Genomic DNA, 23,713 nt, shown 5'->3' with positions numbered 1-23,713 from the left:
GCTTAGCGGTAGACCGCGCTCTCCTTGCCTTCCTTCTTGATCTGGTAGGCGTTGGTCCAAAGCAGAATGTCGCTGCGGCGGTCGATGAGCTTGAAGGCGACGCGGAAGTAGTCGCTCTGGCCCTGGCTGGAAGCCATGCCGATGCCCTGCAGCTCGGCGGTCAGCACGTAGTCGTAGGAGCTGGCGGAGCGCTTCCCCTGGGACTGGACCTCGCCGCTGGAGGCCATCTGGTCTTCCTTCTCGTTCACCGCCATGTTGGAGCGATCGACGAAGCGGACCTTCCCGCCGCTATTGTTCAGCAGGGAATCGCGCAGGATGCTGGTGTAGAGGGAGGTGTCGATCGGGCTGCTCGATTTGTTCACCACCGGCGTGATCATGATGATCGGCGCCTTGGAGGCGGCGGCGATCTGCGGAATGTTGACGATCGACTGCGCGGCCTGGGCGGCCGCCGCGTTGATGTCCTGGGACTCGATGCCCGTGCCGGCGATGGTGCCCTGGGCATTCGGGTCGACGTAGTGGACGTTCGGCTGGGAGCAGCCCGCCAGGAGGAGCAACGCGGCGAAAAAGGTCTTCTTCATGTTAAGAGGCAAAATTATTCGTTACCGGACAAGACGCAAGATCAGCCCTGCGGTTTCACCATTTTCTCGACGTATTTGGCCAGGAGGTCGAATTCCAGATTTACCAGATCCCCGGCCTTCCGTTCCTCCAGCGCGGTGACGGAGCGGGTATGGGGGATGATCCAGACGCCGAAGCGGTCCTTCTCCACCTCCGCCAGGGTCAGGCTGATCCCGTCGACGGCGATGCACCCCTTCGGCACCAGGTAACGGCCGTAGGCGGGGTCGAATTCCACCTCCAGCCGGTAATCCTTCCCCCGCGGCTCCCAAACGGCGATCCGCCCGGTCTGGTCGACGTGGCCGCTGACGAAGTGGCCGCCCAGCCGGGCGTCGGCGCGGAGGGCCCTCTCCAGGTTCACCGTGGCGCCGGGCAGCAGGGACTTCAAATTGGTCCGCCGTTCCGTCTCCGCCAGGAGGTCGAAGCGGAGGCACTCCTCCTCGATCGCGGCGACGGTCAGGCAGCAGCCGTTGACCGCGATGCTCTCTCCCAGCACCGCCTCGGCGGCCATTTGGCCCGCCTCCAGGGTCAGCTTCACGGCGTCCGCGCCAACCTCGCGGGCCATCACGGTGCCGCGCATCTCGATCAAACCGGTGAACATAAATTTACATTAAGAACCTACGGATTCCCCGTCGAGACCTCCCGCTGGGGCGTCCAATGGACCCGCCGCCGCAGGAAGGCGATCCATCCCAGAAAAGCCCCCAGATGGCGCAGGATCTGGAAAAAGAACGGCTCCGTCACCGTGGCGGCAAGGGCCTGGAACCAGAGCGCCGGGCTCTGCGGGAGGCCCTGCCACCGCTGGAAAAGGCCGATGGCGGCGGCGTGCAGGAGGATGTCGTAAAGAAACTTCGCCAGAAGGACGGCCAGGATCGGCCCGCTCCAGGCGCTCCCGGAAAGAAGAAGATAAGCCAGGAGCAGCAGGGCCAGCAGGGCATAGAGCGGCAGGAGCGTGTCGACGACCTTCATCGGCAGCATCCGCCGCCCCATGGCGCCGTAGCGGCCGTTGCCGACCATTTCCCGCGCTTGGAAAAGGGTGTCGAGGAATCCGGCGAACCACCGCGTCCGCTGGTGCAGGAAAGGCCGGAAGGCGGCGGGCGCGTCCGTCACCGCCCGCGCCCCGGCCACCACGCCGACCTTCCAGGGCAATCCCCGGTCCCCCGCGTGGCGGTAAAGGCGGTAAACCAGATCGTAATCCTCCACCCAGCTTTTCGCGTCAAAGCCGCCCAGAGCCTCCAACGCCTCCCGCCGATAGATGGCAAAGGCCCCGGAAACCAGGAGCAGCATCTCCCCCCGCGCCCAGACCGCGCGCCACAGGTAGGAGCGGAGATACTCGAACTTTTGAAAGAAGGCGAAGAGCTGCCCCCCGGGCGCGGGGCGGCAGTGGGGAAAAAGCACCCCGCCCGCCGCCGTCAGCGCGGGATCGGCGGCAAAGGCGTCCCGCACGGCGCGGAGCGCGCCCGGTTCCGGCCGGGTGTCCGCGTCCAGGGTAAGGACCAATTCTTCCCGCGCCGCCCGCCAGCCGCGATTGAGCGCCGCCGCCTTGCCGGAGTGGGGCTGGCTGACCAGCCGCAGCCCGGGCCAAGCCGCCGCCATCCAGGCGGCGGTCCCGTCCGTCGAGCCGTCGTCCAGGACGATGATTTCCTCCGCCGGCTCGTCCTGCGCCGCGAGGCTTTCCAAGCAGGACGGGAGAATCACCCTCTCATTCCGCGCGCAGACGACGACGGTCACCGTGAGGCGGGAACCGGCAGGAACGCCTTCCCGACGGGGCAGCCGCCAGCTCCCCCAAACCATCCGGCCCAAAATCCAGGAATCGTAAGCGATGTAGGAAAAGCCGATCAGCCAGGCCGCCGGGCCCACGCTCACCAATCCCAGGACGATGCCCGCCACCATGAGCGCCAGCACCGCGCCGAAGAGCGGCCAGAAAATCCCTACCCGCATAAGCACCGGCAAAAGAGGTCCGGCCCCAACCGCTCGAAGGCGGGCTCTTTCAGCTCAAGGGAGTGGGACAGCGCGGCGGTAAGGGCTTCCTTAAGGCTTCCCTGAATCTGCGGCGCCAGGAAGAAGGCAACCTCATTGACCAAGCCGGAGGCCAGCGCCGCCGTCAGCACGCCCCCTCCCCCTTCCAAGAGAAGGTGGGTCACCTCCATCCCGCCAAGCTCCTTCAAAACGGAGGGAAACGCGCGGGCCGTGACGACGCGGGTCCGTTCCCGGTGTGCGTCGGAAAAAAGGTGGAGGGAGCGCGGCAGCTGCCCCTTCCGGCTCCAGACGATCCGCCACGGCTGCGGCTTGCGCTTCCCCGGCAGGCGGACGGTCAGCCGGGGATTGTCGGCCCGCGCCGTCTCCCCGCCGACCAAGATCGCGTCGCACTCCCAGCGGAGGAGGTGCGCCGTCCGGCGCGCCGCCTCGGAAGTAAGCCAGGGGCTGTGTCCCGGCGGCGGGGCGATCTTCCCGTCCAGGCTCAGGGCGATCTTTGCCGTCACCCATGGGCGGCGGGTGACGATGAAGTGGTTGAAGGCCCGGTTCATCCGGTTCGACTCCTCCGCCATGAGCCCCGTGGCCACGCGCACGCCCGCCGCCCGCAGCACCGCGTAGCCGCCGCCCGCGTGGAGCGGATTGGGATCGACCGCCGCCGCGACGACGCGGGCGATCCCCTCCCGGACGATCAGGCCCGTGCAGGCCGGCATCCGGCCCACGGTGGAGCAGGGCTCCAGGGTGACGTAAATGGTGGCGCCCCGCGGATCGTGCCCCCGGCGCTTGGCGTCGCGCACCGCCTCGACTTCCGCATGGGGCTTTCCGGCGCCCCGGTGATATCCCTCCCCGATGACCCGCCCCTTCTTCCACAGGACGGCGCCCACGCAGGGATTGGGGCTGGTACGGCCAAAGGCCGTGCGCGCCAGCTCCAGCGCGCGGCGCATGCAGCGCCGGTCAGTCGCCGAAAAAGTCGCGGACATAATCCTCTGCGGAAAAGGGCCGCAAGTCGTCCGGCCCTTCGCCGGTGCCCAGGTAAAGGGTGGGGATGCCCAGTTCCGCCCGGACGGCGGCGATCATGCCGCCCTTGGCGGAGGCGTCGTATTTGCTGAGGATCATCCCCGTCAGCCCCACGGCCTGGTGGAAGGCGCGGGCCTGGACCAGGATGTTGCCGCCGGAGGTGCCGTCCACCACCAGCCAGCGGTGGTGCGGCGCGTCGGCCGCCTTCTTCCGCAGGGTGCGCTCGATCTTCTGAAGTTCCAGAATCAGGTTGTTCTTATTCGGCAGGCGGCCCGCCGTGTCGACGATAAGGAGATCGGCCTCTTGCGCCGCCTCATAGGAACGGAAGGCGACGCTGGCCGGATCGGTCCCCGGCGGCGCGGAGACGACCGGCACGCCCACCCGGTCCCCCCAGACCTGGAGCTGGTCTACGGCGGCGGCGCGGAAAGTGTCCGCCGCGCCCAGGACCACCTTCCGGCCCGCGGCATGGGCCTGGTGGGCCAGCTTGGCGGCGGTCGTCGTCTTGCCGCCGCCGTTGACGCCCAAGAGGAGGATGACCTCCGGCTTGCCGGTGACGGGAACGGGAGCGGGCGGCTCGACCAGGCGGCGCATCTCGGCGGAGAGCCACGCCTCCGCGCCGGGCAGGTCCCGCGTCAGGCGCTGCTTTTCCAGGCCGTCCAGCCAGCGCTGGGAAAGCTCCACGCCCAGGTCGGACTCGATGAAGAGGGCCTCCCAATCGGGCGGCTCCTCCCGGTTGGTGAAGCGTTGGAGGAGGTCCTTGGCCCCGCCGACGGCCTGGGCCACGGCGGTGACGGGGGAAATCTTGTCGGCGAGGCGGCGCCAGAAACCCACGGCTACTGCCCTCCCGCCGCCTGACGCGCGGGGCGGAGCAGGTCCTTGCAGACGCGGTCCAGGATACCGTTGACGAAGCGGCCCGATTCTTCCGAGCTGAAGCGCTTGGCCACCTCGATCGCCTCGTTGATGGAGACGACGGGGGGGATGTCGTCGCGGAAAAGCATCTCGTAAACGGCCAGGCGGAGGATGGCGCGGTCGACGGAGGCGACGCGCTCGAAGTCCCAGTTCTCCACGTAGGCCTTGATCTTCTCGTCCACCTGCGGGAGGCGGGAGAGAGTCCCCCGGATCAGTTCCTCGGCGAAGGCGCGGGTGTTCTCGGCGATCTCCCGCATCGGCCAAAAGAGGGCCAGGGCCTCGTCCAGGGACGGGCCGTTCGCCGGGCGTTCCTGGTAGAGGAACTGGACGGCGGTCTCACGGGCGATTCGGCGCATCGACATAGGGAATGATCTATCCTACGTCTATTTCTTCGGCTGTCCAGTCATGGCCAAGGCGGCTTCCGCCGCCTCCACGCCCCGGTTCAGGCGGCCCATGGTCCGGGCGCGGACCTCCGATTCGGTGTGGATGGAGAGGACCTCGTGCAGGATGGGGATGTCATTCTCCAGCATGATGCGCATGAGGGAATCGGTGCAGGCCCGGATGATCTCCCCGGCGTGCCGGGTCTTCCCTTCCCAGACGATGCCGAAGGCCATGATGGCGGCGTAGCGCGGCTTCTTGCGGGCCAGGCGCTGGACGGCCAGGGGGATTTCAAAGGAGCCCGGAACCCAGACGACGTCCAGGCTGTGCCCCTTCCCCTCGATGATCTTCTTGGCGGAGCGGTAGAGAGACTCCGTGTATTCCCGGTGGTAGGTGCTGACGACGGCGGCGAATTTCATAGAATGTGTCCCATCTTGCGGCGCTTGGTTTCCAGGTAGCGCTTGTTGTGCGGGTTGGGCGGGATGCGGACCGGCACCTGCTCGACGATTTCCAGGCCGTAGCCGCCCAGGCCGACGACCTTCTTCGGATTGTTCGTCATGAGGCGGATCTTCCGCACTCCCAGGTCGGAAAGAATCTGCGCGCCGATGCCGTATTCCCGCAGGTCGGAGGCGTAGCCCAGCTTCAGGTTGGCCTGCACGGTGTCGAGGCCCTCTTCCTGGAGCTTGTAGGCGTGGATCTTCGCCGCCAGGCCGATGCCCCGGCCCTCCTGCCGCATGTAGAGGAGGACGCCGGAACCGGCCTGGTCGATCTGCTTCAGCGCGGTATGGAGCTGGCCCCCGCAATCGCAGCGGCGGGAGCCGAAGACGTCGCCCGTCAGGCATTCGCTATGGACGCGGACCAGAATCGGCTTCTTCCCGTCGATCGGGCCGCGCACCAGGGCCAGGTGGTGCTGGCCGTCCGTCAGGGAGCGGTAGAGGTGCAGGTCAAAGTCGCCAAAATCCGTCGGCATGCGGATCTTCTGCTCCGCGCGGACGAGCTTCTCGATACAGCGGCGGTATTCGATGAGAGACTGGATCGAACAGAGCTTCAGGCTTGTGGCGGCGGCGGAACTTGAGCAGCTCCGGCAGGCGGGCCATCTCGCCGTCCTCCCGCATGATCTCGCAGATCACCGCGGAGGGGTCCATCCCCGCCATGCGGACGAGGTCGACGGCCGCCTCCGTGTGCCCGGCGCGCTGGAGGACGCCGCCCGGCTTTGCCTGGAGGGGGAAGATGTGGCCCGGCTGGACCAGGGCGGCGGGCTTCGCCTTGGGATCGGACAGGATGCGGATGGCGGCGGCGCGGTCGGAGGCGCTGATCCCGGTGGTGACCCCCTTGGCAGCGTCAACGGAGACGGTGAAGTCGGTCCGGTAGCTTTCCTGGTTTTCCGCCACCATCCGCTGGAGGCCCAGCTGCGCGGCGCGCTCCGGGGTGATCGGCGCGCAGATAAGGCCCCGGGCGTGGACGGCCATGAAGTTGACGCTATGGGTCGTCGCCTTGCAGGCGGCCATGACCAGGTCGCCCTCGTTCTCCCGGTCTTCGTCATCGGTGACGATGACCATCTTGCCCTGGCGCAAGTCGGCCAGGACGGAGGGAATGGAGTCGAAACGCGCGCCCCCGGCGGGGCTTTTTTTCTTCTTGGGCGGCATGGGAGCCTTCGGTTGAAGTTAGAACAGCTCGGAAGCCTTGCGGAGCGCGTCGGGGACCTTTTCCGGCGCGGAGCCGGAACCGCGGGCGAAGGAGGGCTTCCCGCCTCCCCGTCCATTGACGATGGGCATGATCCCCTCGATGAGGGTGGCGGCGTTGATGTATTGGCGATAGCTGTCGGCGACGTTCACCGCCACGCTGGCCTTCCCCTGGTAATGGGCGGCGATAATCAGCACGCCATTCCAACGCTTCTTTACCGCCTCCACCAGGTGGATGAGGTAGTCGGGATGCTGCTCCCCGCAATCCTCGATGATGGTGGGGATGCCCCGCCGGTCCTGGGCGCGGGCGATGAGCTCTTCCGACTGGCGCTCGGCGGCGTTCTTATAATGGGCCGCAATGCGGGCGGTCTCCTCCTTCTCCCAGCGCAGGACGTCGGCCTCCAGGATGGCCAGCTGCTCCTGGCGGGCCAGAAGCTGGCGCCAGTTGTCGTGGGGATCGGCGACGGTCTTGAAAGCGGGCAGGGCCTCGATGTTCGCCTTCTTCGCGCGGAGCTGCTTCCAGCGCTCGTCCTGCTTCGGCGCCTCGGCCTCCACATGCTCCGTAAGGGCCTGGCCGGCGACGGCCTCGATGCGGCGGACGCCCGCCGCGATGCCGCTTTCCAGGATCACCTTGCAGAAGCCGATCTCCCCCGCGCTCTGCGCGTGGGTGCCCCCGCAAAGCTCCTTGGAATAGCCGCCGATGTCGACGACGCGGACCTTCTCCCCGTACTTGTCGTTGAAGAACTGGAGGATGGAGGAATCGTTCTTCACCTCCTTGTAGGGGCGCTCCGTGGTGGCGATCGGGGCGCCGCCCTCGATGTGCTCGTTGAGGCGGGCCTGTACCGCGGCCAGCTCCTCATTGGTCAGGGCTTTGGGGAAGGAGAAGTCGAAACGCAGGCCGTTGGGCCCCACGTGGGAACCCTTTTGCCCCACGCCGCCGCCCAGGACGTGGCGGAGCGCCTCGTGCAGGAGGTGGGTGGCGGAGTGGTGCCGGGAAATGCGGGTGCGCCGGGTTTCGTCCACCCGCAGGGTGACGACCGCGCCGGGCTGCAGGCCGCCCAGGGCTTCCTCCTCCGCCGCCAGCTTGTGCAGGTAATGGCCCGCCGGGGTGCGGACGGTGTCCTCCACGCGGAAGGTCTCCTCGCCCAGGATCAATTCGCCCTGGTCGCCCACCTGGCCGCCCATCTCCGCGTAGAACGGCGTCTGGTCGACGATGACGGCGGTCCCCTCCCGGTGCAGGAGGGTGGCCTGGGCCTCCAGCGCGTCGTAGCCGACGAAGAGGGTGGCGGGAATCTTGGCGACGCTGCCGGACTGGACGACGACGGCCTCCTTCTTCTGCGCCGCCTGGGAACGGCTGCGCTGCGCCTCCATGAGGGACTCGAAGCCCGCCTCGTCGATGGTCAGGCCGCTTTCCCGCGCCATCAGCTGCGTGAGGTCCAGGGGGAAGCCGTAGGTGTCGTAAAGCTGGAAGGCGTCGGGGCCGGAGAGGACGCTCTTTCCGGCGGCGCGCGTCGCGGCCGCCATCTGCTCGAAAGTGCCCAGGCCGCGGTCGATAGTCTTAAAGAAGCTCTCCTCCTCCCCGCGGATGACGCGGGCGACGAGGGCGATCTGCCGGTCGACCTCCGGGAAAACCTCCCCCAGGGAACGGGCCACCACCGGCACCAGGGAGTGCAGGAAGGGCTCCGTCAACCCCAGCACGCGGCCGTAGCGGACGGCGCGGCGCAGGATGCGGCGCAGGACGTAGCCGCGCCCCTCGTTGCTGGGGATGATACCGTCGGCGATCGCCAGGCTCAGGGTGCGGATATGGTCGGCGATGACGCGGAAGGCCACGTCCATCTTCTCCTGCTCCGTCTCCCCGGCGGTGCCGGGCTTCGGCATGGTGCCGTGATAGCTGCGGCGGGAAAGCTCCTTGAGCGCCTCGAAGTAGGGGTGAAAGACGTCGGTCGCGTAATTGGAGATCTTCTTCGGGTCGAAGACGCGGAAATTATCCGTGCACTGGACCACGGAGCAGGCTCGCTCGAAGCCCATGCCCGTGTCCACGTGGCGGGCGGGCAGCTCCACGAAGCCGCCGTCGGCCGTCGCGTTGTATTGGATGAAGACGAGGTTCCAGATCTCGATGCAGCTGGCGTGGCCCTGGTTGACCAGGCTCCCCTTCGTGTCCCCGGCGGGCGTCAGGTCGACGTGGATTTCCGAACAGGGACCGCAGGGGCCGGTCTCCCCCATCATCCAGAAATTGTCCTTCTTGTTGCCGTAGACGATGTGGACGGCCGGATCGAGGCCGTGCTTCGTGAAGATGCGGCTCCAGAGGTGGTAGGCCTCCTGGTCGAACTCGGCGGGATCCCCCTCCCCCGGCTTGTAGACCGTGGCGTAGAGCCGCTCAGGCGGAAACTTCCAGCGGTCCACCAGCAGCTCCCAGGCCCAGGCGATCGCCTCCGCCTTGAAATAGTTGCCGAAGGACCAGTTCCCCAGCATCTCAAAGAACGTGTGGTGGTAGGTGTCCAGGCCCACGTCCTCCAAGTCGTTGTGCTTGCCGCCCGCGCGGATGCACTTTTGCGTGTCAGCCGCCCGGGGCGGCGTGAAGGGACATTCCGCCTGCCCCAGGAAGATGGGCACGAACTGGTTCATCCCCGCGTTGGTGAACAAAAGATTCGGCGCGTCCGGCATCAGACTGGAGGACGCCACGATGGCGTGGTCTTTTTCGCGGAAAAACTCGAGGAAACTGTTGCGAAGCTGCGCGGAAGTCATGGGCGGAGGGATATTTCTAGAGCCAACGCGCCGCCAAAGGAAATGAATTTCTGGGCATGTTTCGTGCTTCTGCCCCCGCTTCCGCATGAAAGACCGGCAGGCCCAACTCAAAGCCCTCCTTAGCCGCGGCCACGCCAGCGCGCAGGAGCTGCTGGAACTGGACTTCGGCCAATGGCCGCCGCCCGGCATCCCACAGGGGGCGGCCTCCCTGCCGGAAATCCCCATCGTCTTCAAAAAACTCCGCACGAGCGCCAAGAACAGCGACGAAATCGACGCCGGGGCCTCCTTCTGCCGCCTCAGCTACAGCGACCTGGCCAATTACGAAGTGGAAGAACACGTCGTGGTGCTGGAGGAAACCTTCTCCGACTACGCCGAGGTCGACGGCAATCTGCTGCCGCCCCGAAACCGCCGCAACGTGGAAACCGACCTGACCGTCCTAGGCCATGAAGCCGTCCACGTCCTGCAATGGGTCGCCTTCAGCCTGGACCGCTTTCTCCAGCCGGACCTGCAGGCGGAAACCGTCGGGCAAAGCGTCCAACACGGCCACGGGGCGGAATTGGACGCCATCCTCGCCTCGGAAGAAACCGACTCCCAAACCGCCGAGCGGGAAACCACCCTCCTGGACAACCAGCACAACATCGGCGCCGTCCCCCGCCTCTACTACCTCAGCCACATCGAAATCCAGGCCCGGCTCCACCAGCTCGCCGTCGCCGCCTGCGCCGCCGGGGAGTGGAAAGAACTCCCCCGCACCCGGGAGGCCCTGCGCACCGCGCTGGAGCCCGCCCTTCGCGGCGACGATTCCCGCAACGCCTGGAAAACCGAGAACAATCCCGACGCCCATGCCGCCCTATCCGAACTGCGGGAGCATGTCCTGGGCGTCCTCTCCCCGAAACAGCAGGAAGCCTTCTTCCGGGACGCCCTTCCCTCCATCTACGGCTCCCTGCTGGAACTCTACGGGGATAGCGAAGGCCGCCGCAGCATGGGTTTCCCCCCCAATCCCGTCCACGCCCGTGCCATGGCGGCGCAGATCTTTGCGGAGGAGATCGAAACCGGCGGCCCCGCCTGGCCCAAGGAGCGGTGGACCGCCACGGCCCGGCGCACGGAGCCGGAGGCCCGGGAACGCCTCCTGGCCCTGGCCGACTATTACAAAAGGACAGACGTCCTGGACGCCCTGACCGGCCCCAAAAAGAACAGGAAAGGCCCGCAGATCGAGGGCCTCTTTTCCCGTCTGACGCTGGAGAACGTCGACTTCACCGCCTCCTACAAAAACCGGCTGCCGACCCACGACAGCACCGGCCAGCCCCTCGACATCAGCGGCCTCATCGCCGCCTGGACGAAGAAACGCTAGGCTGAATCGACATTCAGCCTAGCCCACGTGCCCCTTGAACAAGGCCAGCGTCTTCAGCCGCTGCGCCGCGTGATCCACGATCGGGCGCGGATAACCGGGGCGGTCCGCCTCCGGCACATAGCGGTGGATAAACTCCCCTTCCGGGTCAAAGCGCTCCGCCTGCCGGTTCGGATTGAAAATGCGGAAGTAAGGCTGCGCGTCCGTCCCCGTGCTGGCGCTCCACTGCCAGCTGCCGTTGTTGCTCGCCAGGTCGCCGTCCGCCAGCCGCTGCATGAAATAGCGTTCCCCCCACTGCCAGCTCACCAAAAGGTGCTTGGTCAAAAACATCGCCGCGATCATCCGCAGGCGGTTGTGCATCCAGCCCGTTTGGTTCAGCTGGCGCATCCCGGCGTCCACAATCGGGTAGCCCGTCCGCCCCTCGCACCAGGCTTGGAACTGCTTCGCGTCGTTCCGCCACGGCAGGTCCTTGTAGGCGGGCTTGAAAGCCTCCGTCTCCACCTGCGGAAAATGCCAGAGGATCTGCCGGTAAAATTCCCGCCAGATCAGCTCGCCGACGAAGGTGTCCACCTCCTCCCCCGCGCGCGGATGGGCGGCGCGCGCCTCCATCGCCTTCGCGTAAACCGTCCGCGGGGAGAGCGTCCCGACCGTCAGGTGCGCGGAAAGGCGGGACGCGCCGTCGGCGGCCGGGAAATCCCGCAGGCTGCCGTAGCGCAGGAGCGGCCCGGCGGCGAACGCCTTCAGCCGGTCCCGTCCCGCCCGCTCCCCGCCCTGGAAAGCGAGCCGCGCGGGATCGGCCTCCAGCGTGAAGCCCAGCTCCGCCAGCGTCGGCAGCGGCTCCTCCGGCAAAGGCCCGGCCGGTTGGCGGAAACGCGGCGCGGGGAGCGGCGCCTCCTTCGGCAACGCCCGCCAGGCGCGGGAATAAGGCGTGAAGACCACGTAAGGCTTCCCGTCGGCCTTCAGGACCTCCCGGCCGTCGTGCAGGACATCGTCCTTCCACGCGCGGGGCAGGACGCCCTGCGCCCTCAGCTTGGCGCGGACCCGCTTGTCCCGGGCGCAACCGCCCGGCTCCCCGTCAAAGTTGTAATAGACCGCCTCCGCGCCCGTTTCCCGGACGGCTTGGAGGACCTCCTCCTCCGCCACGCCCCGGCGCCACAATAGCTGGCTGCCCCGCTCCGCCAGGTTCTTGCCCAGCGAATCGAGCGATTCCAGGATAAAATGGAGGCGCGGCGCGCCCGCGCGGGAATCCTTCAGCTCCCGGTCCTCGAAAACGTAGAGGCCGTAGACGCGGTCGAAATCCCTCCCCGCGGCATGCAGGGCGGTATTATCGGCGACGCGCAGGTCGCGCCGGAACCAGACGAGGGCGGTCTTCATCCGGCCCTAACATGGAGCCGGACGAAGGAGAAAGCTAGCCCCCGTCCTCGGGAGACCAATCGCTGGTTCGGATGAGCTGGCGGACCTTCCGCCGCTCATAGCGATGAAGCTGGGGTTTCTCCCCGCGGCAGTCGGCGGCGCGGAAGGGGTTTTTGTTCAACTTCGAGCTCGATTCACTCCAGGCATTGGAACTTTTCATTCGTCTTTTCTGGTTTGTTTGCGGTTCTCGTGTTTTCTGAACAGCCCTGCCCGCAAAGGCGGGCCCCGATGATAGGGCAAATGCTATCGTAAAATCCCTTTTTAGGCAAACGTAGGATTGTCAAAAATGGAGGGGATATTACATTAAGTTTTACTTATCTCATGAGCACCCCCCACAACCTTTTCGACACTCTCCAGACGCTAGAACTTCCGACGGGGGGCAAGGGCCACTACTACTCCCTGCCTGCACTGGAAAAAGCCGGGGTGGGCCCTATCAGCAAGCTGCCCGTGAGCATCCGGATCGTCCTGGAATCCGTTTTGCGTAATTACGACGGCAAGCGAGTGAGCGAGAACGACGTCCGCACCCTGGCCAACTGGAACGCCGCCGCCCCCGTGCTGGAGGAGATCCCCTTCGTCGTCGCCCGCATCGTCCTGCAGGACTTCACCGGCGTCCCCCTCCTGGTCGACCTGGCCGCCATGCGCGGCGCGGTGGCCAAGCTCAACCGCGATCCCAAACTCATCGAGCCCCTCGTCCCCGTCGACCTCGTCGTCGACCACTCCGTCCAGGTCGACGTGGCGGGCACGGCCGACGCCTTCGCCAAAAACCTCCAGATCGAATTCCTTCGCAACCGGGAGCGCTACGAATTCCTCAAGTGGGGCCAGCAGGCCTTCGAGACCTTCAAAGTCGTCCCGCCCGGCATCGGCATCGTCCACCAGGTGAACCTCGAATACCTGGCCAAGGGCGTCTTCACCCAGGGCAGCATGTTCTACCCGGACACCCTCGTCGGCACCGACTCCCACACCACCATGATCAACGGCCTGGGCATCGTCGGCTGGGGCGTGGGCGGCATCGAGGCGGAGGCGGGCATGCTCGGCCAGCCCGTCTACTTCCTCACCCCGGAAGTCGTCGGCGTCCACCTGACCGGATCGCTCCGCGAGGGCGTCACCGCCACCGACCTGGCCCTGAACGTCACCGAGATGCTGCGCAAGTTCAAGGTCGTCGGCAAATTCGTCGAATTCTACGGCCCCGGCGCTGCCTCCCTCCCCCTGCCGGACCGCGCCACCATCGCCAACATGGCCCCGGAATACGGCGCCACCATGGGCTACTTCCCCGTCGACCAGGAATCGGTCAACTACCTGCGCGCCACCGGCCGCACGGAAGAGCAGGTCGCCCTCTTCGAGAACTACTACAAGGCGCAGAACCTCTTCGGCATCCCCACGAAGGAAGACGGCATCGTCTACAGCGCCAGCCTGGAGCTGAACCTGGCCGACGTGCAGCCCAGCGTCGCCGGGCCCAAGCGCCCGCAGGACCGCGTCCCCCTGCCCCAGCTCAAGGAAAACTTCACCACCTCCTTCGCCCGCCCCGTCGCGGAAAACGGCTTCGGCAAGAAGGCGGAGGAACTCTCCTTCCGCACCCCCGTCACCCTCAACGGCCCCTCCCACCCGCAGCCGGTCGAGGCGCAGGTCGGCAACGGCAGCGTCCTCATCGCCGCCATCACCAGCTGCACCAACACCAGCAACCCCTCCGTCATGCTCGCCGCGGGCCTCCTGGCCAAGAAAGCCGTGGAAGCGGGCCTCACCGTCAACCCGGCGGTGAAAACCTCCCTGGCCCCCGGCTCCCGCGTCGTCACCGACTACCTTAACAAGGCGGGCCTCACCCCCTACCTCGACCAGCTCGGCTTCCAGACCGTCGGCTACGGGTGCACCACCTGCATCGGCAACTCCGGCCCCCTGGACGGGCCGGTGGAAGACGCCATCGTCAAAAACGACCTGGTCGCCGCCAGCGTCCTCTCCGGCAACCGCAACTTCGAAGCCCGCGTCCACCAGAACATCCGCGCCAACTTCCTCATGTCGCCCCCGCTCGTCGTCGCCTTCGCCCTGGCGGGCCGCGTCGACATCGACCTGACGAAAGAACCCCTGGGCACCGGCAAGGACGGCCAGCCCGTCTACCTGCGCGACCTCTGGCCCACCCTCCAGCAGATCAAAGACACCATCCAAACCTCCCTTCAGCCCGAATCCTACCGGAAACTCTACAAGGACTTCGCCGAGCAGAACCCCGCCTGGAACGAGATCCCCAGCTCCGTCGGCGAGACGTACGCCTGGAACACGGAGAGCACCTACATCCAGGAGCCGCCCTTCTTCGCCGGCTTCGGCCTGGAAGCCGGCCACATCGCCGACATCCAGGGCGCCCGCGCCATGGGCATCTTCGGCGACTCCGTCACCACCGACCACATCTCCCCCGCCGGCAGCATCAAGAAGACCTCCCCCGCCGGCCAATACCTCCTGGAACACGGCGTGAAGTGGGAAGACTTCAACAGCTACGGCGCCCGCCGCGGCAACGACCAGGTCATGACCCGCGGCACCTTCGCCAACGTCCGCATCAAGAACCTCATGGTCCCCGGCGTCGAAGGCGGCGTCACCAAGCACCAGCCCGACGGCGAAGTCCTCCCCATCTACGACGCCGCCATGAAGTATAAGAAGGAAAGCGTCCCCCTCGTCGTCTTCGCCGGCCAGGAATACGGCACCGGCAGCTCCCGCGACTGGGCCGCCAAGGGCACCCGCCTCCTCGGCGTCCGCGCCGTCGTCGCCGAAAGCTTCGAGCGCATCCACCGCAGCAACCTCGTCGGCATGGGCGTCCTGCCCTGCTGCTTCGAGGAAAAGACCAACGCCAAGACCCTCGGCCTCGACGGCACGGAAACCTTCAGCATCCTGGGCCTGACCGACGACGTGAAGCCCCGCCAGAAGCTCACCCTGGAAATCACCCGCGCCGACGGCTCCACGCAGACCGTCCCCATCGTCTGCCGGATCGACACCGCCATCGAGGTCGACTACTACCGCCACGGCGGCATCCTGCCCTACGTCCTGCGGCAGATCCTGAAGCGATAGGGGCATAGTCCGTGCGCGCCCTCATCCTTCTCGCCGCCGTCCTCCTGGCCGCCGCCGCGCCCCTGCGCGCGGAGGGCGGCAGCGTCGGCTTCCAGGAGGACGCCGTGCCGCAACTAAAGAAAGCCCCCGGCCTCCTCGACTTCGTGCGGAAGACCCTGGAAGTCGAGGACGTCGGCTGGGCCGTCAACGGCGGGCGCACCTTCACCAACCGCCAGGGCGTTCCCGTCCTTCCCTACGGCTTCCGCGCCAAGCCGAAGGGCCAGCACGGCGCCTACACCGTCCTCCTAGTCATCGAGGAAGACGCCGCCCACCACAGCGTCATCCTGAACATCGCCCCCGTCACCCCTTCCGGGGCGATCGAAGGTTCCGCGCAATAGCCCGTCAGTCCCGCCCCGCCTTGGCAAGGTGATGGCCCAGCCGATTCAACGGGTCTTCCACCAAGAAATAGACCAGGAAAGCCAGCGGGATGGTCAAAATGGGAAGAGCAACGCATCTGGCCACCCAATTACTCGGAAGCCACTGAACCAGAAACGGATGAAATAAGTACATGGAGTAAGCGAGCTTCCCCAGCCCCGAAATCCATTGAGGCATGTTCGCACCCCATTTCAACACGCCCCAGAAGATTACAGGGGACATCCAATAAGTTGCCAATTCCCACAGCCTGGCATGGCTAGGGATAGACAGCGCCCCCATTGCGAGCACGGTCCCAAATAAGGCGTATTTCCATGCGCTCCGCTGCCAAGCCCATCCATACAGGGCTCCCAAATAAAGGACCGCAAAAAAGAGCAGAAACTTACGATAAGCGTCAGGAGGATGGATTGCTCCAATATTTCGAAGATGCTGCCAATATAGGCCGGAGGTCACAAAAGCCGATATAGCAGCAACTAAAAACACGGGCCTCTGAAGCAATTCCAACCGGCTAAAAAACAAAAGCGACAGATAGAAAAGCACCTCTATCTCCAACGTCCAATAAACCCCAATCGCTTCCCTTTGCCCCAATAAAGAAGGCAGCATCGTCACATTGCAAAGCAACTGGGGAATCGTAATCCCCCAGCAGGCAGCCGCGGCCAAAAGCGACACCATGAAAGCGGGATAAAGCCGGAAAAACCTTTTTATGCCAAACCGGGAAAGAGAAGCGTCCTTAAGCAAAGACTGATAATTCACGAACCCCGAAATGAGAAAAAACACGAGCACCCCCAAGCGCCCCAGCTCCCCGTGATGAAAGGCGTTATTCCCAATGGCATGGCTCCATACGACCAGGAGCGCCGCCGCGAAGCGGAGCGCGTCCAATTGGGAAAAATAAGGCACGGGAAAATCAGCGGGGCAAAATAAACGCCGCAAAGAGCCCTGACAAAAGCAGCGCCAAAAGGGAGGCGTGACCTATCCCGAAATAGCCGTAAAGGAAGGCTCCCAACGCCATCAAGAAGCCTCCGCAGACAAGGCAAATGATCCAGTTGATGAGAAATTCCAGGACCCCGTCCCGGAACCGGCGCGGCTCCCTTTCCTCAATATGAGACATGCAAGAACAACAAACACAGGCTAAAGTACGCGTCAATAAGAACCGGCTTTAGCCTGTGTTAATTGTGTAATGCACTCTTAAAGATCAGCGGGTGTCCACCCAGACAGAAATAGAGGGATTCTTCAGGATGCGAGTGAAAGAGCTGCGACGGAAGGCGGGGTTGACCCAATTGCACTTTGCGGAATTGGCCGGCATATCCTATCCCCACTACCAAGACATTGAGCTTGGCAGGCGCCCGAATGTTTCCATCCGCCTCATTGGGCAGATTGCAAAAGTCTACGGCCTGACGGCCTCGGAGCTATTTTCCCAGGAATTTCCCGCCATCAAAATGAAAACGAACTCCATCTCTTCCCCCCATTATAAAAAACGGAAGAAGGCCGATTAGGTCCCCCCTTGCCAGTTAGACCGTGAAGAAGCGGCGCGCCAATAGCCCGCACTTGCCAAGCCGGGCATCGGTCTTTTAGAGTCCTCTTTCCTTCGCCGCTTTAGCTCAGTGGTAGAGCAACGCTTTCGTAAAGCGTGGGTCATCGGTTCAAATCCGATAAGCGGCTCCCCCCCTTTTTCTTTCGGCAATCCACGGACGCAAAAAAACGCCCGGCCCTCCATCGCGGAGAGCCGGGCGTTTTTGCGTGGTCGAAGGCTAGCTTAGCAGCAGCAAACGGGCGTGCCGTTCATGCAGACGCAGCAGGTGCAGCCGCAGGCCATCATCGCCGTCATGCAGTCGCAGCACTCCTGGATCATCTGGCAGCACTTCGCGTCTTCGCTGGTCCAGGTGCAGCACATGCCTTCGGCGGTCATCTCGCACTTGCAGACGCCCATGGTCATGTTGCAGGCCATCACCATCATGCCGTTCATCAGCATGTGGCAGCTCATCATGCCGCCGTCCAGCATGGTGCAGAGGTTCTTCATCATGGCCATGGCGGCGGCGTCCTTGCAGGAGGCCATCATCTTCATCCCGTTCTCGCACTTCTCCATCTTGAGCGTGCAGCGGGGGACCATCATCATGTTGTTCATTCCGCCCTGCATGGGCATGCCCATCGCGCGGTCCATCGTCATCATCGAATTCATGTTTGTTCTCCTTGGATTGTGTCGTGCCGCCGTTCCTTCGAAGGATCCGGGCGGTCCTTTGATTGCCATACGTCCCGGGAATAAAGGACGCCCCTGCTGACAGGTCCTCTTTACTTAGCCTCGAAGCGGATATCCGCAAGTGGAAATCCCTCTCCACGAAGGATTAATAGTCTATAGACTATTCAAATCCCCGGCGGGGGAATCTCCAGGGGACGGGCAAAGCGGGACTTCTGATTGCGCTCAATCTGGACCACCTTGGAGTCTTGGACGACGATTTCCACCGAGCCGTATTCGAGGCCGGAAAGCGCGCGCAAGATCCGGCGGACCAACTCGGCCTGGGAGGCCGTCCGCTCCGGCTTGGTGGTGGCGGAGTCAGATGTCGAGGCCAAGGAAACCCTCCGGTCCCAGGTGATCCAAACCGTTTTGGTTCACCTCGTTAAGGGCCTGAAGATAGGCCACGTAGTAAAGCTCCCGCATTGAATCCCGCTCGGCGGGAGAAAGGGACTGAAGAAAGACACTCGGGCACTGCACGAACGATTCCAAAGGAAACGGAGCGGCGGCCTGCGGCTTCGAATAGGAAGAGAGTCTATTTATAGTCTATAGATTATATAGAAAATAACTCGACGTCAACTCCGTTCTCTCGTTAGGCTGCCCCTCCCATGAGTCGGATTTTGACCCGGAAAGACGTCGAAGCGGCCGTGAAAGGCGGCTCGATCTACGCCTCCGGCGGCGGAGGATGGGTGGAGCACGGCCTGCAGATTGGCGGCGCGGCGGTGGCCATCGGCCAGCCGGAGCTGGTCCCCGTGAGCGAAGTCCCCAACGACGCCGTCATTGTGACCACGACCGCTATCGGCGCTCCCGCCGGAACGACCGACTGGCAGATGCTCGGCGTCGACTACGTCAAGGCGGTGCAACTGCTGCAGGAGGCGATCGACCGCCCCATCTTCGGCGTGATGACCCCGCAAAACGGCATGTCCAGCTCGATCAACGGCTGGCTTCCCGCCGCCCTTCTGGGCCTGAAAGTCATCGACGCCACCGGCGACATCCGCGCCCACCCCACCGGGGACATGGGGGCGATGGGGCTGGCCTCCCGGAAGGACCTGCAAACGGTGCAGACGCTCGTCGGCGGGAAGCGGGAGACCGGCTCCTACGTGGAGCTCGTCGTCCGGGGCACGGTGGCGAAAACCTCCGCGATCCTGCGGACCGCGGCGGACCAGGCGGGGGGCTTCGCCGCCAGCGCCCGCCTGCCGATCGACGCCGCCTACGTGAAGCAGCACGGCGCGATCGGCGGCATCACCTCCGCCCTGCGCCTGGGCGAGGCGATCGTGAAGGCGGAGGAAAGCGGCTCCGACGTGTTGAAGGCGATCCTCTCCCATACCGGCGGCACCCTGATTGGCCGCGGCACCGTCACCGCGAAGGACGTGGCCTACACGAACGCGGCGTTCGACATCGGCCGCATCGAGGTCGGGACCGGCCGCGAGCGCGTCACCCTGCACGTGATGAACGAGCACATGGCGGTCGACGACGCCGACGGGCGCCGGATCGCCAGCTATCCCGACGTGATCACCACCCTGACCCTGGGGGGCCACCCCCTCAGCGCCGGACAAGTCCAGGTGGGAGCGGAAATCGTGGTGCTGCGCATCGAGAAATCGCTGCTGCCGATGAGCTCCAGCGTGACCGACCCGACGGTCTATCCGCCGGTCGAAAAGGCCCTGGGGATCAACCTGGCCGACTACGCCCTGGACGGGCAAAGCGCCGCATGATCGTCCTGGACGGCTCCTCGCTGACGATCGAAGAGGTGGTGGCGGTGGCCCGGGACCGTCGGCCCGTCTCGTTCGTTCCCTTGGCGGAGAAGCGGGTCGAGCAGGCCCGCCAAGTCGTCCTGCAGGCGGCGCAGGGAGAGCAGCCCCACTACGGCATCAACACCGGTGTGGGACGCAACTTCGACCGCCGCATCCCGGTGGGGGAAATCGAAGGCTTCAACCGCAAGCTGCTACACAGCCACGCCGTGGGCCTTCCTCCCTGGGCGACCGACGAGGAGACACGCGCCGCCCTCCTGGTGCGGCTGAACACGGCGCTTCTAGGCCGCGCGGGCTTAAGCGTGCAGGCGGTCCGCCTTTACCGCGACTTCTTGAACCACGGCATCCACCCCTTGGTGCCGAAGCGCGGCTCGGTCGGCGTCTGCGACATCGGGTGCCTGGCCTCCATCGGGCTGGCGATGATGGGGGAAGGAACCGTGCGGGTCGAAGGCGTCGAAAAACCGGCGCTGCAGGCCCTGGCGGAAAAGGGCCTCTCCCCGCTGCGCCTCGGCGCGAAGGAAGGCCTGGCCATCGTCAGCTCCAATTCCCTTTCCGTCGGCCTGGCCGCCTTACGGCTGGAAGAGGCGGGGCGCCTCTTGGAGGCGCTCGACGCGATTTACGCCCTCTCCCTGGAAGCGTGGCAGGCGGAGCTTTCCCCGCTCGACGCCCGCTTCGACGCGTCCCACGCTTCCCCCGGCAGCCGGGCCAGCGCGGTGCGAGTCCGGAGCTTCCTCCGCGGCGGCGCGCTGGAACGGCGCCCCGCCTCCGACCGGATCCACGAGCCCCTCAGCTTCCGCTCCGCCTTCCACATCCACGGCGCGGCCCGGGACGCCTTGGAATGGGCCCAGGCCTCCCTCACCTCCCGGCTCAACACGGCTGACGACAACCCCGCCGTCTTTTGGGAAACCGGCGAGATCGTGGCCTCGGCCGCCTCGATCGACCTCTCGGGGACGCTGGCCGTCGAAAGCCTGGGCCTGGCCCTTTCCCACGCCTCGCGGGCGGTCACCGCCCGCCTGCGCCACTTTGAGGAAGACCGGCCGCACGGCCTGCCCCGCTTTTTGGCGCCGAATCCGGAGACGCTCGCCTTCGCCACCATCCAAAAGACCTTCGCCGCGCTCGACGCCCACATCCGCAGCCAGGCCGCGCCCGTCTCCGCCGACTTCAGCCCGCTGGCAGGGAACATGGAGGACATCGGCACAAATTCCGTCCTAGTCCTGGAACGGCTGGAGGCGATCCTCGACTCCTTCTGGTCGCTGGCCGCCATCGAGCTGCTCCACGCCGCCCAGGCCGTCGACCTGCTGCCTCCCTTCGCCCTGGGCACCGGAACGGCCCGCCTACACGCCGCACTCCGCGCCCGCGTGCCGATGCTGGCCCATGACCGCCCCCTTACCCCCGACATCCTGGAAGCCCGAGCCGTGCTGCGGCAGCTCTCCTCCGATCTTTCCCCATCCTTTCCCTATGAATCGAACCTTCCAGATCACTTCGGGAAACCAATTGCGCTGCAAAGGCTGGCGGCAGGAAGCGTTGCTCAGGCTGCTTGAGAACGTCCTGGCCGTCGGGGAGCGCCCCGGCGACCTGGTCGTTTACGCTTCCCTGGGCAAAGCCGCGCGCGATTGGAAATCCCACGACCAAATCGTCTCCGCGCTTCAGGCGCTGGAAGAAGACGAAACCCTGGTCATCCAATCAGGCAAGCCGATCGGCGTCCTCAAGACGCATACGCGGGCGCCGCTGGTCGTCATGGCCAACTGCAACCTGGTGGGCCGCTGGGCCACGCCGGAGCATTTCTACCGCCTTGAGGAAAAGGGGCTGATTTGCTGGGGCGGCCTGACCGCGGGAGCCTGGCAGTACATCGGCACGCAGGGCGTCATCCAGGGCACCTACGAAATCCTGCAGCGGATCGCCGAACGGCATTTCCAGGGCAGCCTCCGCGGGCGCTTCGTCCTGACCGCCGGCCTGGGCGGCATGGGCGGCGCGCAGCCGCTGGCCGGCGTCATGGCGGAGACGGCCATCCTGGCCGTTGAGGCCGACCCGGAAAAGATCGAGCGGCGGCTAAAGATCGGCTACCTCCAGCGCCGCGCCGACACGCTCGACGAAGCCCTCTCCCTCATCGCGGAGGCGGTGCGGGACCGCAAGCCGGTCTCCGTGGGCCTCCAGGGAAACGCGGCCGAAGTCTACCCGGAGATCCTGCGGCGCGGCATCGTCCCCGACGTGGTGACCGACCAAACCGCCGCCCACGACCTCCTCCACGGCTACATCCCCATCGGACACACGCCCTCCAGCATCGCCGCCCTGCGCGGCAGCGATCCCCGGCGGCTGGAAGCGGAGGCGCTGGCCTCCATCCGCCTGCACGTCGAGGCGATGCTCGCTTTCCAAAAAGCGGGCTCCGTCGTCTTCGATAACGGCAACAACATCCGCAGCCAGGCCCAACGGGCAGGCGTCCATCGGGCGTTCGACATCCCCATCTTCACGGAAGCCTTCCTGCGCCCGCTCTTTTGCCGGGGCATCGGCCCCTTCCGCTGGATCGCCCTTTCCGGCGATCCCGCCGACATCGCGGCCATCGATGAGATGATCCTGGAGCGCTTCGCGGAAAACCAAGGGGCGGTGCGCTGGATCGGATTGGCGAAAAAGCACATCCCCTTCCAAGGCCTTCCCGCGCGCATCGGCTGGTTCGGCCACGGCGAGCGGACCGATCTGGCCCTGGAAGTCAACCGGATGGTGCGGGAGGGGCGCGTGAGCGCCCCCGTCGCCTTCAGCCGGGACCATCTCGACGCCGGCGCCATGGCCCATCCCCACATCATGACGGAGAATCTGCGGGACGGCAGCGACGCCGTGGCCGATTGGCCGCTGCTCAACGCCATGCTCCATTGCTCCTCCATGGCCGACCTGGTGGCGATCCACTCAGGCGGCGGCGGATACAGCGGCTACATGACCAGCGCGGGAGTCACCCTCGTCGCCGACGGCACGGAAGAGGCCGACGAGCGCCTTCGCCGCAGTTTGACCAATGACACCTCCCTGGGCGTCATGCGCTACGCCGACGCGGGCTACGAAGAGTCCCGCGACGAGATCCGAAAAAAGCAGATCCCCTATTTCGACCTGAGGGCGTAGGGCTGTTCGATCCATTCGGCCATGTCCAGGGAAGGAATGGTCAAAAGGCCGATTTGGTTGGCTCCGTTTTTTTTGCCCCCCGAATAATATAGGTAAAAGACGCCCTTATACTCCAAGTGGGAAACCTCCCCTACAATGTTCTCATCGAACGCCCCCGGACGGCCTCCTTCGCAAATAGGATTGAAGCATATCTCGGTAAAGGGACCTTCCGGGGAAGAGGCGGCGGCCAAGCCGATGCGCCAACTCTTGTTAACCGCCGGAAGCGGGCGGTAACCGATGAAGGAGAGCAGATACACCCCTCCCCTTTTCAGGCGGGGATAATATTCCACGCAGGGGCTTTCCGTGTCCCCCCCGTCGTTCCACCGGCCATGGGAGGTGTCCGGGGAAAAGAAAGGCGTTGCTTGAACGATCCAGTCCCCCGGAAGCGCCGGATTTTTTCCCGCCGGGCACCGGGCCATGCCTATTTTATATTTTCCGTCAGCTGCCGCCGCGCCGAAATAGACAAACCAATCCCCGCTGACGGGGTCCTTGAATAGATCCGGCTCCCGCGGGCCAAATCCCGGCCCGGTCTTCGTCCATGCAGCGTTCGCATTGACGATTTCCCCACGGTCGACCCAATGCAGACGATCCTCGGAGGTGGCCAGGCGCACATTGAATCCATTGGCCCGCACATAGGCCATGTAGTAAATCGCCCCGGATTTAACGACGGATTGTTCCCACGCTCCCGCCAGCGCCAGGGAACCCGGCGTGAACACTTTCCCATCGCGGCTCCAGGAATAATAGACATTCCAATGTTCGTCCAAGCCGCCGCCGTTATAGGGAAGCCCGGAATACCAGGCGTAAAAATCCGCCCCTTCCCGCACCACCGTCGGCTCCAAAATGCGCCCGGAATAGCCGCTTCCCTCCGGGCCCAGCGGAATGACAACTCCCTCACGATGAAAGGGAGCCAAATGCAGGCGCCGAAGGGATGACGAAACCCCCCTCAGCCCCCAAAGCGACAAGACCGCCACCAGGGCGAGGAACACGGAAAGCGCGATCCATCCTGCTTTCCTGTCAGTTTTTTCAACCCCCGCGGCCATGGCAAAGTAGCAAAGGCAGCCGCGCC

Annotated in this window: 24 protein-coding genes and 1 tRNA gene; 8 read left to right on the top strand and 17 right to left on the bottom strand. The window is 65.2% G+C overall.

What is annotated here, in order from left to right:
• Positions 1–2: 2 nt before the first annotated feature.
• Genes PW734_11815 through alaS form a run of 10 tightly spaced genes read right to left on the bottom strand, consistent with a single transcriptional unit; the run spans position 3 to position 9,314 of the window.
• Positions 3–578 carry a hypothetical protein gene (locus tag PW734_11815; protein ID MDE1171871.1) on the bottom strand — a complete coding sequence of 192 codons (576 nt, stop codon included), beginning with the start codon at positions 576–578 and terminating at the stop codon, positions 3–5.
• A gap of 41 nt (positions 579–619) precedes the next feature.
• Positions 620–1,213, bottom strand: a complete 594-nt coding sequence (locus PW734_11810) for a riboflavin synthase (protein ID MDE1171870.1) — start codon at positions 1,211–1,213, stop codon at positions 620–622.
• 17 nt (positions 1,214–1,230) lie between these two features.
• The gene (locus PW734_11805) at positions 1,231–2,550 is read right to left on the bottom strand and encodes a glycosyltransferase family 2 protein (protein MDE1171869.1); all 1,320 of its coding nucleotides are present in this window, start codon (positions 2,548–2,550) and stop codon (positions 1,231–1,233) included.
• Positions 2,541–3,563, bottom strand: coding sequence for a bifunctional diaminohydroxyphosphoribosylaminopyrimidine deaminase/5-amino-6-(5-phosphoribosylamino)uracil reductase RibD (gene ribD / locus PW734_11800; GenBank protein ID MDE1171868.1), 1,023 nt, complete (start codon positions 3,561–3,563; stop codon positions 2,541–2,543). The genes PW734_11805 and ribD overlap by 10 nt, the downstream gene beginning before the upstream one ends.
• Positions 3,538–4,431, bottom strand: coding sequence for a signal recognition particle-docking protein FtsY (ftsY, locus tag PW734_11795; protein ID MDE1171867.1), 894 nt, complete (start codon positions 4,429–4,431; stop codon positions 3,538–3,540). The genes ribD and ftsY overlap by 26 nt, the downstream gene beginning before the upstream one ends.
• Before the next feature lie 2 nt (positions 4,432–4,433).
• Complete coding sequence (gene nusB / locus PW734_11790) at positions 4,434–4,871, bottom strand: transcription antitermination factor NusB (protein MDE1171866.1); 438 nt, start codon at positions 4,869–4,871, stop codon at positions 4,434–4,436.
• Positions 4,872–4,892: 21 nt separating this feature from the next.
• Positions 4,893–5,306, bottom strand: a complete 414-nt coding sequence (locus PW734_11785) for a 6,7-dimethyl-8-ribityllumazine synthase (protein ID MDE1171865.1) — start codon at positions 5,304–5,306, stop codon at positions 4,893–4,895.
• Positions 5,303–5,857, bottom strand: a complete 555-nt coding sequence (gene ribA / locus PW734_11780) for a GTP cyclohydrolase II (GenBank protein ID MDE1171864.1) — start codon at positions 5,855–5,857, stop codon at positions 5,303–5,305. The genes PW734_11785 and ribA overlap by 4 nt, the downstream gene beginning before the upstream one ends.
• Complete coding sequence (gene ribB / locus PW734_11775; GenBank protein ID MDE1171863.1) at positions 5,832–6,533, bottom strand: 3,4-dihydroxy-2-butanone-4-phosphate synthase; 702 nt, start codon at positions 6,531–6,533, stop codon at positions 5,832–5,834. The genes ribA and ribB overlap by 26 nt, the downstream gene beginning before the upstream one ends.
• Before the next feature lie 18 nt (positions 6,534–6,551).
• A complete protein-coding gene (alaS, locus tag PW734_11770) occupies positions 6,552–9,314 on the bottom strand; it encodes an alanine--tRNA ligase (protein MDE1171862.1) in 2,763 nt (920 codons plus the stop codon).
• An 85-nt stretch (positions 9,315–9,399) separates the two neighbouring features.
• Here alaS and PW734_11765 point away from each other — a divergent pair, with 85 nt between their 5' ends.
• Positions 9,400–10,662 (top strand): hypothetical protein, encoded by a 1,263-nt coding sequence (locus PW734_11765; GenBank protein ID MDE1171861.1) that lies wholly within the window; start codon positions 9,400–9,402, stop codon positions 10,660–10,662.
• Between the two features lie 18 nt (positions 10,663–10,680).
• On the opposite strand, the gene PW734_11760 is transcribed toward PW734_11765, so the two are convergent.
• Both PW734_11760 and PW734_11755 read right to left on the bottom strand, forming a co-directional pair.
• Positions 10,681–12,033: a deoxyribodipyrimidine photo-lyase gene (locus PW734_11760; protein ID MDE1171860.1), complete on the bottom strand. Its 1,353-nt coding sequence runs from the start codon at positions 12,031–12,033 to the stop codon at positions 10,681–10,683.
• A gap of 34 nt (positions 12,034–12,067) precedes the next feature.
• Positions 12,068–12,232: a hypothetical protein gene (locus PW734_11755; protein MDE1171859.1), complete on the bottom strand. Its 165-nt coding sequence runs from the start codon at positions 12,230–12,232 to the stop codon at positions 12,068–12,070.
• 161 nt (positions 12,233–12,393) lie between these two features.
• Here PW734_11755 and acnA point away from each other — a divergent pair, with 161 nt between their 5' ends.
• On the top strand, positions 12,394–15,117 hold the full coding sequence (acnA, locus tag PW734_11750; GenBank protein MDE1171858.1) for an aconitate hydratase AcnA: 2,724 nt from the start codon (positions 12,394–12,396) through the stop codon (positions 15,115–15,117).
• Between the two features lie 11 nt (positions 15,118–15,128).
• Positions 15,129–15,494, top strand: coding sequence for a hypothetical protein (locus PW734_11745; protein MDE1171857.1), 366 nt, complete (start codon positions 15,129–15,131; stop codon positions 15,492–15,494).
• Positions 15,495–15,498: 4 nt separating this feature from the next.
• On the opposite strand, the gene PW734_11740 is transcribed toward PW734_11745, so the two are convergent.
• Complete coding sequence (locus PW734_11740; protein MDE1171856.1) at positions 15,499–16,425, bottom strand: acyltransferase; 927 nt, start codon at positions 16,423–16,425, stop codon at positions 15,499–15,501.
• Between the two features lie 338 nt (positions 16,426–16,763).
• Here PW734_11740 and PW734_11735 point away from each other — a divergent pair, with 338 nt between their 5' ends.
• Together PW734_11735 and PW734_11730 are read left to right on the top strand one after the other, a co-directional pair.
• A complete protein-coding gene (locus PW734_11735) occupies positions 16,764–17,021 on the top strand; it encodes a helix-turn-helix transcriptional regulator (GenBank protein MDE1171855.1) in 258 nt (85 codons plus the stop codon).
• Between the two features lie 94 nt (positions 17,022–17,115).
• Positions 17,116–17,187 (top strand) — tRNA-Thr (locus PW734_11730).
• A 94-nt stretch (positions 17,188–17,281) separates the two neighbouring features.
• Here PW734_11730 and PW734_11725 read toward each other — a convergent pair.
• From PW734_11725 to PW734_11715, 3 genes are all read right to left on the bottom strand, one after another.
• On the bottom strand, positions 17,282–17,704 hold the full coding sequence (locus PW734_11725) for a hypothetical protein (GenBank protein MDE1171854.1): 423 nt from the start codon (positions 17,702–17,704) through the stop codon (positions 17,282–17,284).
• Between the two features lie 182 nt (positions 17,705–17,886).
• A complete protein-coding gene (locus PW734_11720; protein MDE1171853.1) occupies positions 17,887–18,093 on the bottom strand; it encodes a YezD family protein in 207 nt (68 codons plus the stop codon).
• Entirely contained in the window at positions 18,077–18,235 is a 159-nt protein-coding gene (locus PW734_11715; GenBank protein MDE1171852.1) for a hypothetical protein, read from the bottom strand. The genes PW734_11720 and PW734_11715 overlap by 17 nt, the downstream gene beginning before the upstream one ends.
• A gap of 128 nt (positions 18,236–18,363) precedes the next feature.
• Between PW734_11715 and PW734_11710 the strand changes: the two genes are divergently transcribed.
• Genes PW734_11710 through PW734_11700 form a run of 3 tightly spaced genes read left to right on the top strand, consistent with a single transcriptional unit; the run spans position 18,364 to position 22,608 of the window.
• Positions 18,364–19,467, top strand: a complete 1,104-nt coding sequence (locus tag PW734_11710; protein MDE1171851.1) for a DUF917 family protein — start codon at positions 18,364–18,366, stop codon at positions 19,465–19,467.
• Positions 19,464–21,044, top strand: coding sequence for an aromatic amino acid lyase (locus tag PW734_11705; protein ID MDE1171850.1), 1,581 nt, complete (start codon positions 19,464–19,466; stop codon positions 21,042–21,044). The genes PW734_11710 and PW734_11705 overlap by 4 nt, the downstream gene beginning before the upstream one ends.
• Positions 20,962–22,608 carry a urocanate hydratase gene (locus tag PW734_11700; protein MDE1171849.1) on the top strand — a complete coding sequence of 549 codons (1,647 nt, stop codon included), beginning with the start codon at positions 20,962–20,964 and terminating at the stop codon, positions 22,606–22,608. Before PW734_11705 ends, PW734_11700 begins: the two co-directional genes overlap by 83 nt.
• Here PW734_11700 and PW734_11695 read toward each other — a convergent pair.
• Positions 22,587–23,687 carry a hypothetical protein gene (locus PW734_11695; GenBank protein ID MDE1171848.1) on the bottom strand — a complete coding sequence of 367 codons (1,101 nt, stop codon included), beginning with the start codon at positions 23,685–23,687 and terminating at the stop codon, positions 22,587–22,589. The genes PW734_11700 and PW734_11695 overlap by 22 nt on opposite strands.
• Between the last annotated feature and the right edge of the window lie 26 nt (positions 23,688–23,713).

The sequence above is a fragment of the Verrucomicrobium sp. genome (genome assembly GCA_028283855.1).
Lineage (GTDB): Bacteria > Verrucomicrobiota > Verrucomicrobiia > Methylacidiphilales > GAS474 > GAS474.
Note: the sequence above shows the minus strand (reverse complement) of the source record. Positions and strands in the feature narration are given on the sequence as shown.